This is a genomic window from Vibrio astriarenae (assembly GCF_010587385.1).
Lineage (GTDB): Bacteria > Pseudomonadota > Gammaproteobacteria > Enterobacterales > Vibrionaceae > Vibrio > Vibrio astriarenae.
This window is the reverse complement of sequence record NZ_CP047476.1, coordinates 931,063-947,780: the sequence shown is the minus strand read 5'-3', so window position 1 is coordinate 947,780 and position 16,718 is coordinate 931,063. Positions and strand designations below refer to the sequence as shown.

Genomic DNA, 16,718 nt, shown 5'->3' with positions numbered 1-16,718 from the left:
TATGATTTTGCGTATATATGCATTTTCGTATATGTAGTATCTTCTGATGTGACAACAGCAGATGACCAGATTGAACAAGGTCTAGAGTGAACAAAGTCGAGAGTGAACAAAGTCGAGAGTGAACAAAGTCGAGAGTGAAGTGATGAGCACGGAATCAATTGAAATGAATCAAACAGCCGCCAAGAAGATGAGTTTTCTTGACCGTTATCTAACGGTTTGGATTTTCTTAGCCATGGCCGTTGGTGTAGGGATAGGGGTGTTGTTTCCTCAAGTGGGTGATTGGAATGAAGCGATGACGGTGAGTACTACTAATATCCCTCTCGCGATTGGCTTGATTTTAATGATGTATCCACCGCTGGCGAAGGTGAACTACAGCCTGCTCGGCAAAGTAACGAAAGATCGCCGTGCAATCACTCTGTCGTTGGTGATGAACTGGATCGTCGGGCCGATTTTGATGTTCACTTTGGCGGTGATTTTCCTGCGTGATCATCCCGGTTATATGGTGGGGGTGATACTGATTGGTCTCGCTCGCTGTATTGCTATGGTTTTAGTATGGAATGACATTGGCGGTGGCAACAAGGAGTATGGCGCGGCGCTGGTGGCCCTCAATAGTGGCTTCCAAATCGTCACTTACAGTTTCTTAGCATGGCTATTCATTACGGTATTGCCACCGATGTTGGGCCTGCAGGGCTTTGAGGTTGATATTACTATTCTAGATATTGCAGAAAGTGTCTTGATCTACCTTGGTATTCCATTCTTGGCTGGCTATTTGAGCCGCAAATGGCTGGTGGCGGCGAAAGGTGAGCAGTGGTATCAAGAAGTCTTTATCCCTCGCATTTCTCCGATCACGCTGATTGCACTTCTGGCGACGATTGTGTTGATGTTTAGCTTAAAAGGCGAAATGATCTTTGAGCTTCCAGGGGATGTGCTTTTGGTTTCTGTCCCACTGGTCATCTATTTCTTGAGCATGTTCTTTATTAGCTACTATGCGGGTAAGAAACTGGGCCTTCCTTATGACCAAAATGCGTCAATCGCATTCACGTCTTCTGGTAACAACTTTGAGTTAGCCATCGCTGTCTCTATCGCGGTGTTCGGTTTGAACTCTGACCAAGCGTTTGCTGGGGTTATTGGGCCGTTGGTTGAAGTGCCTGTGCTTATTGCCTTGGTGAATGTCGCCCTTAAGATGAAGCGTCGTTACTAGAGCTTTGCTGTGTCATTAGTTTGGTTATGTTGAGCGGCGCCGAAAGGTGTCGCTTTAGCCAAAGACAGCTTAACCCTCCAACCAGTCCCCAAAGCGTTGAATTCATCCCCAAAACAGAAATCCCCGACAGGGTGATTAAGAACGTGACAAGAGCGGGCTCGTTGTCATTCTCTGACAATGATTTCTTTAAACACAATGCGAGCGTTCCAAGCAGAGCTAAACCAGCAAGTATGCTAGAAACCGCGTTTGGTAGTGCGGTGAATAACGACACCACTGTTGTCCCCATCAAGCCTGCAATAATATAAAAGCCTCCTGCACTCACACTGGCCAGATAGCGTCTGCTTTTTTGCGCATCAACGCTGTCATTCATGCATATTGCCGCCGTGATGGCCGCAAGATTGAAACTAAACCCGCCAATGGGCGCAAGCACGCTATTGGTTAAACCGGTTGAAATCAGAATGGGCTTACTTGGCGTCGGGTAGTCATAGTTTTTCAGCATCGCAAAGCCAGGTAAGTTCTGCGATAGCATGGTGATGAGATAAAGTGGCACTCCAATATTGATGATGGCATTGATATCCCACTCCCAACCCATCCAAACAGGCTTAGCGATGCTCAATTCTAAGACATTGGATTCAAATTGCCCCGAGTTTAACGAAAACAGCACCCCCACCAAGAGCAATATCAGCATAGCGAATTTCGATATTACCACTTTCGCGATCATGAAGGTAAAGAACATGGTGAGAAACAGGAGCGGCTGAGTGGCTGCTGGCGTAAATGCCTTGATACAGAAGGGCAGCAAGATGGCGGCTAACATAGCAGAGGCCAGTGGTGAGGGTATCGAATTGATGGCACGGTTCAGGGTAGGGATGAGCCCCGTGATGGCAATGAGCACTCCAACCACGGTAAATGCGGGAATTGCTTGCGCCATGGTATATCCGCCATCCAGAGAGATAAGCAGTGCGGCTCCAGGGGTAGACCAGGCGATCAAAATAGGAACCTTATAATAGATGGATAGCAGTATGCTGACCACACCCATCCCCAAGCCTAACGCGAGGCACCAGCTTTCGATTTGCGCACTGGTTGCCCCCAATGCTTCAGCAGCCTGTATGACAATGATCATTGCGCTGGTATAGCCAACAATCACGGCGGTGAGTCCAGAGGTGAGGTGGTCGATCTTGAGCATTGCGAAATCCTTATCTACCCTGCTATTCTTTACTTTGAGTCGTGCGCTATAGCGCACAAATAGAAACATAGCACCGTGCGCTATAACGCACAAGTGCGAATTGAGGGAATAACTAAGGTGTCGGAAACCCAATTTAAATCAGAAATCGCTAAGCGGTTGAAATCAGTGCGTCAGCAAAAGGGCTTGAGTTTGGATGCCACCTCTAAGCTGACGGGCGTATCAAAAGCGATGTTAGGGCAAATAGAACGCGAGGAGTCTAACCCGACCATTTCAACGCTGTGGAAGATCGCCAGTGGGCTAGAGACATCCTTTTCCGCATTCTTCGCCACACAGCCCTCTTTACAGGAAAGCGCGATGACGTTTCCTGATGATCTCAAGATGCAAGTAAAAACCCTGTTTCCTTTTCAGAGCGATACCGGTATTGAGGTGTTTGAAATTACACTAAATGACTTTCATCAGCAGGATTCGACGCCGCATGAACACGGTGTGGTTGAGCACATTCACGTTATTGAAGGGGAGCTCGCACTCAAGTGCGGCGAAGAATGGCATCAGCTGCTAAGCGGTGACCGCTACCGCTTCTTTGCGGATCAAAACCACGCCTACAAAGCCAGTTCAGAGTCAGTGGTTTTTCACTGTATTATTAGTTATCCGCATAAATAATGACACGAATGGAAACCTTTACTTACATTGGTGATGATCTTTTGGTCAGCAGGGTGTTAATAAACTGTAACTAAAACGTCATTTGCTAGCGCCAATATAGTGCCAAGTTATTATTCTAAGAGCTCACTATAGGGCTCATATTGAAAGTAAAGGAAGCACTATGAGCAATTTTGATGACCACACAGATCAACGTCCACTTGAGCAAGAGCCTGAGTCCAACCAGTTTGTCGATGCCGCATTGTCACGCCGCGGTTTTTTGAAAGCGACAGGTGCAGCGGGTACAGTGGGCTTTTTCGCTGCCAGCCCTGTTAGCCAAGCACTGGCATCAACAGTGAAAAACCCATCGAACCTATTAGGCTTTGAGGCGATTTCGATTTCTACGCAAGACACGGTGAACGTGCCAAAGGGTTATCGTGCGGATGTGTTGATCTCTTGGGGTGACGAGGTTGTTAAAGGCGCACCTACTTTTAATCAGAATAATGATGCGAAAGCACAAGCCATGCAGTTTGGTGACAATAACGATGGTATGACGTTCTTTCCCATCAGTGATGAGCGAGCGGTGCTTGCGGTCAATAACGAATATACCAACAACGAGTATCTCTATTCTCATCAGGGTAAAGCGATTACCGCCGATGATGCGTTGAAAGGCCAAGCCGCTCATGGCGTGTCTGTGGTTGAGCTTGTAAAGCAAGACGGCCAATGGAGAGTCAACCCAGATGGACGACTCAACCGACGTATTACCGCTTACACCGAAATGGAACTGACGGGCCCAGCGGCTGGTCATAGCTTGCTGAAAACCTCCAAGGACGCATCAGGCCGCAAGGTACTCGGCACATTCAATAACTGCGCAAATGGTGAGACGCCTTGGGGCACTTATCTCACGTGTGAAGAAAATTTTAATGGCTACTTCGCTGACTCGAAAGGCAAAGAGTTAGGCGAGACCTATGCTCGCTATGGTTTAGGTGCGAAAGACCGAGGCTATGATTGGTATAAACACGATGACCGTTTTGATATGGGCATTGAGCCGAATGAGCCACATCGACACGGTTGGGTGGTGGAAATCGACCCAATGAACCCGAATTCCACCCCTAAAAAGCTCACGGCGCTAGGTCGCTTTAAGCATGAAAACGCCGCTTTGATGTTGGATAAGAGTGGTCATGTCGTGGTTTATCTTGGCGACGATGAGCGTGGTGAGCACCTCTATAAGTTTGTTTCTAAGAACAAGTATCAGCCGGGTAGTGATACCAATAGAGATCTGCTTGAAGAAGGCACGCTCTATGTGGCTAAATTTACGGGTGTTGAAGGTGAGCTCAAAGGTAAGGGGGAATGGTTGGAGCTTACTTGGGGTAAGAATGGATTAACACCAGAGAATGGTTTCCCAGATGCGGCGTCTGTGATGGTGTTTGCACGCTTAGCGACGACACAAGTGGGCGCAACGACCATGGATCGCCCTGAGTGGGTAGCGGTTCATCCGGAGTTACACTCTGTGTTTGTGACACTCACCAACAACAAAAACCGTGGTGTGAAAGAGAACCAGCCAATCAATGCTGCGAACCCAAGAGAGAAAAACCTATACGGACACATTGTGCGCTGGCAGCCGACTGGCTCAGACCATACAGCCGCAACCTTCGAGTGGGACATCTTTGTGATGGCAGGCAATCCTGACGTTCATCCCTCTGGGCTCATGGCGGGTAGCGATAATATTAACGCTGACAATATGTTCAACAGCCCTGATGGTATCGGCTTCGATCGCTTTGGCCGTCTATGGATACAAACGGATGGCAAGTACTCAAACAAAGGAGACTTCGCTGGTATGGGCAACAACCAGATGTTGTGTAGCGACCCAGAGACAGGTGAGATTCGCCGATTTATGACTGGCCCTATTGCGTGCGAAATCACCGGTTTAACTTTCTCTCCTGATTACAAATCGATGTTTGTCGGGGTTCAGCATCCAGGGGAAGATCTTGCGCCGTCTCACTTCCCGCAAGGCGGTGACAGCATACCTCGCTCTTCAGTGTTGGTGATCACCAAGGAAGATGGCGGTCTCATTGGTTCTTAGGTAGTGCTAGATCATTGGATCGTGTTATTGAGCCCTGCCGAGCAGGGCTTTTTCATCTGTGCTTTATGCATGATATTATCAGGCCAACAATATGATTGAGTACCTTAATTCATGCTATCTAGATTACTTGTTTGTCTTTCTCTTCTTGTCTCAATACCTGCAATAGCACAGCAAAGCGTGACTGTTTTCGCCGCCGCGTCGATGACCGATGCTTTGGACGTCATCGCGACAGAGTTTGAGCAGCAAACTGGGGTGACAGTAAAACGTTCGTACGCCTCTTCTTCGGTACTTGCGAGACAAATCGCGCAAGGGGCGCCTGCAGACATTTATATCTCGGCGAATGAACGCTGGATGGACTATTTACTTGAGCAGAAGGCTGTGGTGGCAGGTTCCGTTGTGTCTTTAGTGGAAAACCAGCTTGTCCTTGTCATGCCTTATCGTGGCGAATCGCAAGAGATAGACATTGATTCTGCATCCACCATATTGAAACTCCTGCAAGGTACTCGATTAGCAGTGGGTGATCCTAAGCACGTGCCAGCAGGCATCTATACTCAGCAAGCGTTTGAGTCGCTGGGGATGTGGAATGATCTTCAGTCTCACCTTGCTAGAGCGAACAACGTTCGATCCGCACTGCTTTGGGTTGAGCGAGGCGAGGCCAATGCAGGCGTTGTGTATAAAACTGATGCCATGGTGTCTGATAAAGTCGCCATTATCGGTCAGTTTCCAGAAGCCTCTCATGAAGCTATCCGCTATCCCATTGCCAAAGTGGTAGGAAGAGATAGCGATGCTGCAGAGTCGTTCTATCAGTATCTTATTAGTTCAGAAGCAAAGAAGGTGATGGCGCAATATGGTTTTAAGGTTGATTAGTTTCATATTGCGATCCCTATTACCATCAAAGATCAAAAAGCCCACTCATGGCTTACCAAGAGTGGGCTTTGTAATTTAATGGCATATTAAGCGTTGTTTGAACTTAAATGCTATTTGCTGACTAGAGCTATTTCGATGTCTTTGTCAGCAACAAGCCACCAACGATTTTCGTAGTTACGGTCATAACCGACAACCGGATACGCATCACAGCCCGCTGGGCGCTGTGGTGTTACTCCGTTAGCAAAGCTTTCATCCCAAGCTATGTCTAGAACACAATTCTCTGGGGCGATAGCGCGCCACTCGCCGTCTGTGTATTGTCCCAGTGTTACGTTATCTGCGTTGATTGAATCATCGGCAGTAAATTGAACACCGTAATGGTCACCAATGATCTGCTCAACATCCCAGCCTTTGGTTGCTGTAGCAGGAAGCGATGTATGTGGGCCTTTGGCTGTGCCATCCGGTTGTGAACCAGGTTCACCAGTTTCTGTCGTGATGTCTTTCGCACCGCCATGTGAGTTTTGATAAGTACCACCGTGTACTTGCATACCGCTCACGATCAGCACGTCTGATTCAGTTTGAGCAAGCTTAGGCATCCAGCTCAGAGTGACGTGTTTCTTCATGTCGATGGTGGTAGCAGGCACGACGATATTACCTTTCATTGCACCTGTCTCATCCGCCTCTTGTTCACCATCATGAATGCGTTGCGCAGAGTTTAGGTTTGGATCCCAAGCTTTGTTTTGAGTAAACAGGAACTGATACGCTAGACGCGTTAAGTCATTCATGGTTTCAGCGCGCTTGAAGCCTTCATGGAAGCTCAGTGTGCGCTGTGTTGTGTCCACGCGGTTGAAGGTATTGTTTGTGCCACCCACTAACTGAGCCGATGAGCCATCGGTACCCACACAAGAAGCGGTTTTGTACTCAACGATATGATTCAGAATTGGACGCTGATCTTCAGGAATCGAGTTAGGGTAGATAAGCGCTTCACAACGGTCAAGGGTACGGCTAAAGGTATCCATCATGATCCATTGTGGGTCTGCAAGCTCTTTTGGACCATCATCATTATGTTTAATGGTATGTGGAGCAGAGTACGCGTGGTAATCGATACGTTGACCATCAAACGTCAATATAGGTGCGTTGGCATCGTAGTGCTCAGAACCATTGTCCATCGTATCCATCTTATGATGAATCACGTCTTGAATCAGCTCACGCTCACCATAGCGATATTCATAGCCTTTGTATGACGCGTTACCGCTGACAATTTGCGTGTAAGAAGGCATGCGGTGGTTACCGCCGCTTGGTGTAGAAGCGAGCGTATCAACGTTGCTGCGACCACCTGGATCATTTGAGCCGTAGGTGCGTGCGTGGATTTGTGAGCGTTGGTACATGTGCTCGTGGCCTTGAACCCAAATGACATCGTGCTCGGCAAACGTTTCGCGGATCTCTTTGTGGATGTCGAAAAGGCGATTATCGTCTTTCACCCCTTCAACGATTTGCTCGCGAGTTTCACCGTATTTGGCGCCCACAAGACCATCATGGCTGGCAATGACAACGTGGTCAAAGTTGCCTTCCTCATCTGCTAACACTTCTTTAATCCAACCAAAAGCGATAGGCAAGTTATAGTAGGCTAGGCCAATCATCAAGACGTTCTCACGCACCACGTAGTAGTTTAGCCACTCGGCAGATGGCATGTGCTTTGCGTCTTCAGGAATAAAGTGACGCATGTTTTCGATCCACTCAACGGTATAAGCCCAACTTGTTTCGTGGTTACCCATCACCGGGAGAAACTCAATGCCAGCGTCACGGTATTTCTGAGCCACACCAACCCACTGTTCCCACTCATGTGTTGAGCCGTTATCCGTCAAATCGCCCACAGGGATGACAACGTTGACACCTTCTTCTTTGTGCTTAGCAAGAACGGCTTCCATTGGGTGGACGGCCACATTCCAACCGCCACCCTGCGTATCAGGGAGTAGGCCAACCTTAACTGAACCCGAAGGTTGAGAAGGGTTGGTGTTTTCGTCTTCCGTGTTTGAGCTATTACAGCCAGCGATAATGGCTGTAATGCCCATTGCTAAAATAGAGCGTTTAAAAGTACTGCTTTTCATAGTTAAACCAAGTTTTGATTGTGTCGTGATTTTTAATGTTTTTGATAAGTTGGCTTTGCTGTTTTCAGTAGCCACCGATGCGAGGCAGGTTAGGAGGGCTGTATGAAAGTTGTGTTGCAGTTTCTTTGTATTTTTATTGGTATGGACCAGTTGAGTGAAAGATGTGATTTTTATCGCTAAACAAAGGTTTCATTTACATTGCAGGTTCAATATATTGAGACAAACAACCTCTGATTTTGTTTGAGTTTGAAAGTAAAAAAGCTCAGGAAGTACTGAGCTTTTTGCAGCTAATGAGCTAGTTAGATTGTCGGAGGTTCACTATCAAATTCTTTGCGAGCTTCGAATCCATTCATAAACTCACAACGATGTGTGTAGGCTGAAATCAGCATCGATGGGAGAATATCCTTGTCGTAACGTTTGTTGGCTCTTTTGATGAAATGCATGTATTGCTGTCGGGTCATATCTAGAATATTGCTTTCTGTCTCCTCTGGAACAAAGTACTCAGAGACTAACGTTTTGAAATTTCGTTGATGTACCTCTAAGCGCTCTAGCTCTAGATAGTTTGCTGCAGCGATGCATGTCGCTTCTTCTGTTAGCTCAAACATCATCTGCTCAGGAGAGGGAAGGTAGGGAGTTGATGATGCAGAAAAACTGGTCAAGACCAAAGATAAATATAAGGAAGTTTTCATATTAAGCGAACTGTAAATAGACTGTATGAGGCTGAAATGTAAAGGCTCATTGTTCAATCTTTATGACAAACTAAATTAAAAACAGTAGGTCTAGGTTTTTCTTTTACCCCAAAACGTCATTGCAATCCCGAGCAAAATCATTGCTGACAGAGCAAGCGTGTGAAGAGTTAGGGGCTCATTTAGCACAAAACTACCGAGTAACATGGCGATTGCTGGCACGCTAAGTTGAGAAATAGAGGCTTTGAGGGTACTGATCTTTGGTAGGACGTTATACCAAAGGTAATAACCTAGACCGGAGGTTATTGCTCCCGACAATACGGCAAGCCACACTCCATCAAAGGTGAGACTATGATTTGGGATGAGCCAAGGAATCAAAAGTAAACTTAAAATGCTCGCACCAACAAACCCCTGCGTGACTGAGAGTAACCCCGATGATTGCTTTTTTCCGACCAAGGTGAACACTGCCCAAGATAAACCGGAAAGAACCATTAGTAGGGCGCTTAAGAGAGAAGGTTGTTCTGCTGAGGGCAATACTAGTATTGCAAACCCGACAGAGGAGAGGCTAATACCCGCCCACTCGATAGATGAAAACCGTTGTCCTTGATAGTATGACCAAGAAATAAGACTCAATTGGACCGTACCAAACAGCAGGAGTGCGCCAGTTCCTGTGGAGAGCATCGTGTAAGCAAAAGAAAAACAAGCGGCATAGCAGAACAAGCTAACACCGATTAACACTGAGGCGCCGTTGAGTTTAAATATGCTAGAGACGCTCTGTCGTCCTAATAAGCTTAATGACACTAACATGGTCGCTCCAGCGATAACGCGAATCATCGTGAAACTCGCTGGGTCGATGAGTTCCTGTGCTAACGCCATCCTACAAAGAAGAGAGTTGGCGGCAAACGCAAACATAACGAGACTGATTTGAATGAAAGTGGGCATAGTGACGACAAAAGTATTCTATTTATCAATAGGGTAACCCATATCGACGAATAACTTTAGAACCTTGTGTTGTTTGATATTCCAATCGACTTATCGCTTTTAGTAATACGTCTCTCGAGGGGATACTTAAATCTTTAGTAACATGAAAAAAGTGGAGCAATTCACTTTGAATGCTCCACCGTTTAATGGTTGTGTTTGTTAGTGCTTTACAATGACACCGCCAATGATTGTCGCTGCTACGTTGATATCCTTCAGAGTCGAACAATCTACCTCTAGTGGATCTTGGTCGAGCACGGCAAAATCGGCATATTTACCAGCCTCTATAGAGCCGACCAGATGATCTAGCTTTAACGTATAAGCTGGATTAAGCGTGACCATCTCTAACGCTTGATATGCCGTTACTTTTTCATGTTCTCCTAGTAATTGTTGGGTGGCAGTTTCTCGGTTTGTTGCACACCACATCGAGAAAAGTGGGCCTAAAGGGGTTACCGGAGCATCACTATGTACTGCGGTGACAATACCGTGCTTCATTGAGGTATTGACAGGCTCGAGCCGTTGAACTCGCTCATAGCCGAGCGTTAGTTCTCGGTGGATATCGCCCCAATAGTAGATATGGTTGATAAACATATTGAGACACATACCAAGCTTGGACGCGCGGCGCATTTGAGCGTGGTTGATCATTTGACAATGTTGCAGTGTGTGTCGATGGTCGGGGGCTGGAAATTGACTGATGGCCTGCTCGATAGTATCCAGCATCACTTCTACTGCTTCGTCACCATTAGTATGAACATGTATGGTCGCTCCAATATTGTGATAAGCGGTGAATAGTTCAGAGACCTCTTGCAACGGACAGTTCCAAAGGCCATTTTCATGTCCGTCATGATAGCCAGGCTCAAGCAACCGAGCGGTGTAGCCTTGAATACTGCCGTCAGTCATTAATTTTACGATGGGGAAATGTAGCTTATTGTTGCCTTGTTCCTTTAATGACAAAAAACGCTCTGTACCCTCAGCAATACTCCAATTGTGTGTGCTCATGGCAGGAACGAGGCGGACACTAAAGCTGTCGTCACTCGTCACCTCTTTCAATATTGATAAGGTTTCGTCAGTTAACGGGTTAAAAAGGTCAGTAATGGTGGTAATCCCTTTGTTATTGGCAGACTTAGCAAACATGTTCAACGCATCAGGATCATTCGAGGTATCGAAAATCGTTTCGTTGAGCTCTTGGAATACAAGCCCCATCGCTGCCATTTCGAGTAGCTCCCCGTTTGGGTAACCTTCGTTATCTTTGAGAACGCCTTCCGTTGCTTCTAACTTTGACATGCCTATTTTTTCCAGCATGGCCGAGTTAACCGTCATGACATGAAAGTTAGCGTGTATGACGACAACAGGCAGATGGCTGCAGGCTTCATCAAGTTCACGTCGACTTAGCCTGTCATCAGAAAAGTAGATAGGATCGAATCCCCAGCAAATGATCGCGTCGTCGTTACCTTTACTCTGGGCTACTTCAGATATTTTTTGCTTTAACTCTTCGTAACTCGATACCCCTTTTTGCTCAACACCATTTGGGTCAAGCCGGGAAAAATATCCGAGATATTGATACTTCCAGACGGAGCCCTCCATGGCGTGACAGTGGCCCTCAACAAAGCCAGGAACGATAACGTGATCTTGGAACTGTTTATCGAGCTCTACTCCTGGGTAATCTGCCAATATACTCATTGGTCCAGTAGCAATAATCTTATCGCCGTCAAATACAACGACTTCACTGGATGGCAGAGAAGGGTTCATCGTGATGATTTTTTTGGCGCTGAACGCTTTGAGTGATTTATCCATTTTCTGCTACCTGAAAGGTTGTGGTTGAACGTTTTTTACTGGTGGCAACAAGTGCAAACATAATGAGTAGCGACATCAACACTCCGGAGCTAAGTAGACTGATGTAGCCAACAAAAGACAGAGATGGAGCAATAGGGGTGAATATCATTAAGATAGGGAAGTTGACCAGTACAATGGCAACGTTAAAAAACGCAAGCTCTTTGGCGACGTCAGTATTAAAGTTTGAATCGAGCATGCGCAGTAGCAATAAGCCAGTACCAGTGGAACCACAGCAACACCCAAAGGCGGTGACGGTGCGCTCAGGCCCTAACTGACCACTAAATTTACCAATGATCACACAGACTAAGGTTGTGACTATTGATGTGGCCACTGCGACGAGAAGAATGGGTACTAACAAAGCCGTCAAAACTGACAGTTTGATGCTCATGATGGTACCTGTCACCATGAAATCGACAGAAGAGCCGGTGATACGCTTTAGCGTCTCATCATCAACCGTTTTACAAAGACCCAACTTATTCATTGTGGTTCTTAGAATCAGGCAGGTTGTAAATCCGTGAATAAAGAACATGTTAAAACTGAACAGTACGCTAAAGTCGATTCCAGCGATTTGAACGCCTGAAACGACCCCCTGAATATAGGTAAGCCAGAGATAGGTAATAACGTAGGCCGTGCCCAATAAACCAATGTGATAAGCAAGAGAATCAAGGTTTGCAGAGTGGGTAACAAGCTTACCGCTATCAGGTTTAGACTTATCGTCAAATAAGCCATTGATATAGTGCGTATCGAGCTGTGATTCCTTATTTGTGTTTAGGTTCTTACCCAGAAAATAACGAGCCATCGGGATCCCCACGACAAAAGCCACAACGAAACCAAGTGAAGCATAAATCACCCCAACCTGTGCCGCATTGATGATGCCATACTTCTCTTGCCAGATACTGCCGTACGTGAGTGCTTGCCCGGGACCTTGAGTGAAACCATGGGTTACGATGGAGCCCAGAAAATAACTTAACTGACCTCCAGTAATTGCATTGAACAGTAGCAATACTCCAAGGCCGATTAAACCTTGTAACCCTAATGATAGCGACCATGCAGAAGTTAGCCACAACCCGCCGCGGACAACTTTAATTGGATTTGATCCGGGCTGCTTTTTCTTCTTCAATCCTCCGCACAGACATAGCGACATGAAACTTAGGGTAAAAAAGTGAAAGGTAATCGGTATAAAATCTTCGGAAGAAAAGGAGGTGAGTACTCCAGAGTTCAAAAGGATAAATCCCAAGACGCCAGCGACTAAGCTTGAGGGAATCAGATTGTTTTTTATGAAGGGGACTTTGCTTCTAATGATGTTACCCAATATAAGCATCATTGAAAGTAAGGCGAAGGCTATCACGCCGTGAAAGGTGCTTTCCATATCACTCTCCTATTAAGGTGAACTAAAGTCACGTTAGCAGTGTGGTTATTAGTTCAATAGGGGCAGTTTTATTATAATTTAGAGCCAGATATGCTCAAACGTGGTGCAACAAAACTAAAGCAGCTTAAGAGGTATCTGATTTTACATTAACTTTGGTGAGTGAATAAGTGACTTGAAATACATCAAGTCACTGTTACATATCCTAAAAACGAGAAGAAGTTAAAGCTAGATGTACTTATTTGATAAACCGACTTGGAAAGTCACTAAATACCGCATCAAGATTATCTAGGTATTTGAGCTTTCGCGGGTTATTGACGGTGTAACACCAGACTTGATACCCCGCTTGCTTTAACTTTTCAACATGGCGCTTTGCTGTCCAACGGAAGTTTAAATGGCAACTGAATGCGCTAATTTCTTCGAGTAAAACCCAGTCTTTTTTACGCAGGCGCTCACTCAAGACACCGAGTTTGTACCCAGGGCAATGTTGATGCAATAAGCGCATGATGTCGTGACTAAAGCTCGATAGGATGATTTTTTCTTGTGCAAGCGGGCTATTATCTAGTTGATTTTTTAGCTGACTCGCTACCTCGGCAACATCATGGTTATCGACTTTGACTTCGATGTTGAGCCCGACGTCATGCTTGGCGGCAAGCTCTAGCAGCTCTTGCAACGTAAAGATAGGTTCGCCCTTGAACTGAGGAGCAAACCAGCCGCCAAAATCGAACGCTTGAAGCTCATCGAGGGTGTAGGCATCGACTCGCCCACGACCATTGCTGCAACGATCAATAGTATGGTCATGGCAGACTACTAAAACGTTGTCTTTGGTTGGTTGAACATCAATCTCAACCCACTTTAAGCCCAAGTCTATCGCGGCTTGAATGCTCACTTTGGTATTTTCAGGGTAGTGCCCCGCAACGCCGCGGTGGCCTACAATCATTGGCGCCATTTATTGTTCCCTTTGTAATGGTGTTGCCGCTGTGGGGTGCAAAGCGGTGACCAATTCAACTTGATTGATTTTGCATAAGCGTTGGATGTCATCCGTGGGCTCATCGACGAATAATCGATCCATTTCCGCGAGTTTACCACTCACAATAGGCGCATAGCGACCTAATTTCGTTTTGTCGGCAATCAGCCAGCAGTGGTGACTTTGCTCGATAATAGCGCGTGAAAGATCGGCTTCTTCAGGCGTAAAATCAAGCAGCTGTCCATCTTCCGTTAAACCCCCGACACCAAAAATGCCAATCTTAATGTAAAAACGGCGATAGAAGTTGGTGGCACATTCACCTACGGTATCTTCGTCAGATGAACGGACTTGTCCTCCCGCCAGATGTACCGATAGATTCGGGTTGCGGCTAAGAATCGAGGCAGCATTGATGTTGTTGGTCACCACGGTGAGGCCCGGGTGATCGAGCAGTGCATGGGCAACTTGCTTCGGCGTTGTGCCAATACCTAGAAAGATGCTGGTTCCCTCAGGAAGCTCTGCAACGATTCGTCGGGCGATGGATTGCTTTGCAGGTAAATTGACGACTTCTCGATTGGTGAATGATAAGTTGTCGTTATCGGTTGGGAGTGTGATGCCTCCGTGAACACGTCTTACCATACCTTTATCGCTCAGGTCATTCATATCTTTGCGAATGGTTTGCACCGATACTGCAAATCGCTCAGAGAGTAGGGTGCTTGATAGCACCCCATGCGTTTCTCCTAAAAATGAGAGTATCTCTTTTTGTCTTGCCGACAGCATGACTTCTCTCCTGATTAAGCGATGGCCTTGTTAGGCTCTGTCATTGAATTGTCGTTTTCCGGTGTTAAACGCTTACCGTGTTCATCAAACAGGTGCAGATTGTCGATGCTCACATAAAAAGGAACGACTTTGCTTGCGTCGATTTCCAGCTCAGGAGTCACTGCAATGAACTGCTCGCCATACACTTTGCCGTGAACAAGTTGGTTAGGCCCAAGCGGTTCAATGACGCTGATGTCCATGTCAAGCTCAAGCTGGGTGCAATCTTCGCGGTCAAGGCTCGCGTTTTCTGGTCGAACGCCGACACTCAGCTTCTCCATCGTCAAGTGTGCGTATTCAGGCAGGAATAGAGTGTGTGTTCCCACCGTGAGCAGACCTTGATTGAGGCTTGCTGGTAAGAAGTTCATTGCTGGGCTGCCGATAAAGCTTGCCACAAAACGACTTGCTGGCTGGTGGTAGACCTCCGAAGGCGTGCCCACTTGCTCAATCTCACCTTGGTTGAGCACCACAATGCGATCTGCTAGCGTCATTGCTTCTACTTGATCATGTGTTACGTAAACGCTTGTCACACCAAGCTCTCGCTGTAGCTTTTTGATTTCTAGACGCATATGCGCACGCAGCGCAGCATCGAGGTTTGACAGCGGCTCATCAAAAAGGAACAGTTGAGGGGAGCGAACAATAGCGCGTCCCATTGCCACACGTTGACGCTGACCACCTGACAGTTTAGATGGCTTGCGGTCTAAGTACTCTTCGATCTTCAGTGTCTTGGCAACCTGCTCAATCTTGTCCTTGATGGTGGCTTTATCCACCCCACGGTTTTTTAGGCCATACGCCAGATTGTCATACACGGTCATGTGTGGGTACAGAGCGTAGTTCTGGAACACCATGGCAATGTCACGTAGAGCCGGTTTTTCGGTGTCAACACGACGTCCACCGAGATGAATTTCACCCCCCGTGATGCTTTCAAGACCCGCAATAGAGCGTAAGATGGAGGACTTACCACAACCTGATGGGCCCACTAAAACGAGGAATTCGCCTTTTTTGATATTCAGGTCAACACCCTTGACGGCTTGGTGACCATTTTCATACGTTTTTACCAGGCTTTTGAGTGATAGCATGCTTGCCTCTACGTGGTTGTTTGTCATGTTAATTACCTGAGATGAATGAGTCTGTTGCTGATTATTTTTCACTTTCTACGAGTCCTTTAACAAACCAACGTTGGAAGATCACCACCACAAGAATAGGTGGTAGCATTGCAAGAATGACCATGGCAAACGCATAGTCGTAGCGAGGTAAACTTGATTCACTGATGTTGTTGAGGATCTGTTTGATGCCCATCACAATCGTGTTGTAGCTTTCGTCTGTCGTCATCATGATTGGCCACAAATACTGGTTCCAACCATCGACAAACATGATGATGAAAATGGCTGCCATCATGGTTTTTGACAACGGCAGAACAATATCGACTAAGAAGCGGATCGGGCCTGCATTGTCTAACTGAGCGGCTTCCATCAGTTCATCAGGAATAGTTTTAAAGAACTGGCGGAAAAAGAAGGTGGCGGTGGCAGAGGCGATTAACGGGAAAATCAGCCCTGAATAGCTGTTGAGCATTCCCATTTTTGCCACAATCTCGTAAGACGGGATGATACGAACCTCAAGTGGCAATAATAAGGTAACGAAAATCAGCCAGAACCATGCCGTCGCATAAGGTAAGCGGAAATAGACCAGCGCATAAGCCGCGACAATCGCAATTAAAATTTTGCCGATGGCAAAGCCGAGACCCATGATCATCGAGTTCATGATCATCGATTTTGCTGTTACAGCATCAGAAAACCCAAGGCTGTTATTCCATGCTTCTGAATAGATGCCGACTAAGTTATCGCCCATCGTCATCTGTAGACCATCGGTCAAGATAGTATTTGGATGATGGGTCGAACTGGCAAAGATAAGCCAGATAGGCGCAAGCATAAACAGCGCGCCAAGTATCAGAATAATATGGTCTGAGATTTTATTGGTTTTCATAGTAACTCCTCGTTTTC

At 46.5% G+C, this 16,718-nt stretch carries 14 protein-coding genes; 4 read left to right on the top strand and 10 right to left on the bottom strand.

The window, feature by feature from the left end; translation table 11 throughout:
- Positions 1-142: 142 nt before the first annotated feature.
- Positions 143-1,201, top strand: coding sequence for an ACR3 family arsenite efflux transporter (arsB, locus tag GT360_RS18570; RefSeq protein WP_164650442.1), 1,059 nt, complete (start codon positions 143-145; stop codon positions 1,199-1,201).
- Here arsB and GT360_RS18565 read toward each other — a convergent pair.
- Positions 1,179-2,384: a benzoate/H(+) symporter BenE family transporter gene (locus GT360_RS18565; protein ID WP_164650441.1), complete on the bottom strand. Its 1,206-nt coding sequence runs from the start codon at positions 2,382-2,384 to the stop codon at positions 1,179-1,181. The genes arsB and GT360_RS18565 overlap by 23 nt on opposite strands.
- 117 nt (positions 2,385-2,501) lie before the next feature.
- Between GT360_RS18565 and GT360_RS18560 the strand changes: the two genes are divergently transcribed.
- The 3 genes from GT360_RS18560 (at position 2,502) to modA (ending at position 5,970) form a co-directional block, all read left to right on the top strand.
- Positions 2,502-3,044: a helix-turn-helix domain-containing protein gene (locus GT360_RS18560; protein WP_164650440.1), complete on the top strand. Its 543-nt coding sequence runs from the start codon at positions 2,502-2,504 to the stop codon at positions 3,042-3,044.
- Between the two features lie 160 nt (positions 3,045-3,204).
- Positions 3,205-5,103 (top strand): PhoX family protein, encoded by a 1,899-nt coding sequence (locus GT360_RS18555; protein WP_164650439.1) that lies wholly within the window; start codon positions 3,205-3,207, stop codon positions 5,101-5,103.
- 111 nt (positions 5,104-5,214) lie between these two features.
- On the top strand, positions 5,215-5,970 hold the full coding sequence (gene modA / locus GT360_RS18550; protein WP_164650438.1) for a molybdate ABC transporter substrate-binding protein: 756 nt from the start codon (positions 5,215-5,217) through the stop codon (positions 5,968-5,970).
- Positions 5,971-6,080: 110 nt separating this feature from the next.
- Here the strand turns inward: modA and GT360_RS18545 are convergent, their stop codons facing one another.
- The 9 genes from GT360_RS18545 to ugpE all read right to left on the bottom strand — a co-directional run bounded on the left by GT360_RS18545 (position 6,081) and on the right by ugpE (position 16,701).
- The gene (locus tag GT360_RS18545; protein ID WP_164650437.1) at positions 6,081-8,075 is read right to left on the bottom strand and encodes a metallophosphoesterase family protein; all 1,995 of its coding nucleotides are present in this window, start codon (positions 8,073-8,075) and stop codon (positions 6,081-6,083) included.
- A 299-nt stretch (positions 8,076-8,374) separates the two neighbouring features.
- Positions 8,375-8,764, bottom strand: a complete 390-nt coding sequence (locus GT360_RS18540; protein WP_164650436.1) for a hypothetical protein — start codon at positions 8,762-8,764, stop codon at positions 8,375-8,377.
- A gap of 90 nt (positions 8,765-8,854) precedes the next feature.
- Positions 8,855-9,703 (bottom strand): DMT family transporter, encoded by an 849-nt coding sequence (locus GT360_RS18535; protein ID WP_164650435.1) that lies wholly within the window; start codon positions 9,701-9,703, stop codon positions 8,855-8,857.
- Positions 9,704-9,901: 198 nt separating this feature from the next.
- Complete coding sequence (locus GT360_RS18530) at positions 9,902-11,533, bottom strand: amidohydrolase (RefSeq protein ID WP_164650434.1); 1,632 nt, start codon at positions 11,531-11,533, stop codon at positions 9,902-9,904.
- Positions 11,526-12,941 carry a sodium/glutamate symporter gene (locus tag GT360_RS18525; protein ID WP_164650433.1) on the bottom strand — a complete coding sequence of 472 codons (1,416 nt, stop codon included), beginning with the start codon at positions 12,939-12,941 and terminating at the stop codon, positions 11,526-11,528. Before GT360_RS18525 ends, GT360_RS18530 begins: the two co-directional genes overlap by 8 nt.
- Before the next feature lie 235 nt (positions 12,942-13,176).
- Positions 13,177-13,887 carry a glycerophosphoryl diester phosphodiesterase gene (locus tag GT360_RS18520; RefSeq protein ID WP_164650432.1) on the bottom strand — a complete coding sequence of 237 codons (711 nt, stop codon included), beginning with the start codon at positions 13,885-13,887 and terminating at the stop codon, positions 13,177-13,179.
- Positions 13,888-14,682, bottom strand: a complete 795-nt coding sequence (locus GT360_RS18515) for a DeoR/GlpR family DNA-binding transcription regulator (RefSeq protein ID WP_164650431.1) — start codon at positions 14,680-14,682, stop codon at positions 13,888-13,890.
- Positions 14,683-14,696: 14 nt separating this feature from the next.
- Positions 14,697-15,824 carry a sn-glycerol-3-phosphate ABC transporter ATP-binding protein UgpC gene (gene ugpC / locus GT360_RS18510; protein ID WP_420825450.1) on the bottom strand — a complete coding sequence of 376 codons (1,128 nt, stop codon included), beginning with the start codon at positions 15,822-15,824 and terminating at the stop codon, positions 14,697-14,699.
- Between the two features lie 34 nt (positions 15,825-15,858).
- Complete coding sequence (gene ugpE / locus GT360_RS18505) at positions 15,859-16,701, bottom strand: sn-glycerol-3-phosphate ABC transporter permease UgpE (RefSeq protein ID WP_164650430.1); 843 nt, start codon at positions 16,699-16,701, stop codon at positions 15,859-15,861.
- Between the last annotated feature and the right edge of the window lie 17 nt (positions 16,702-16,718).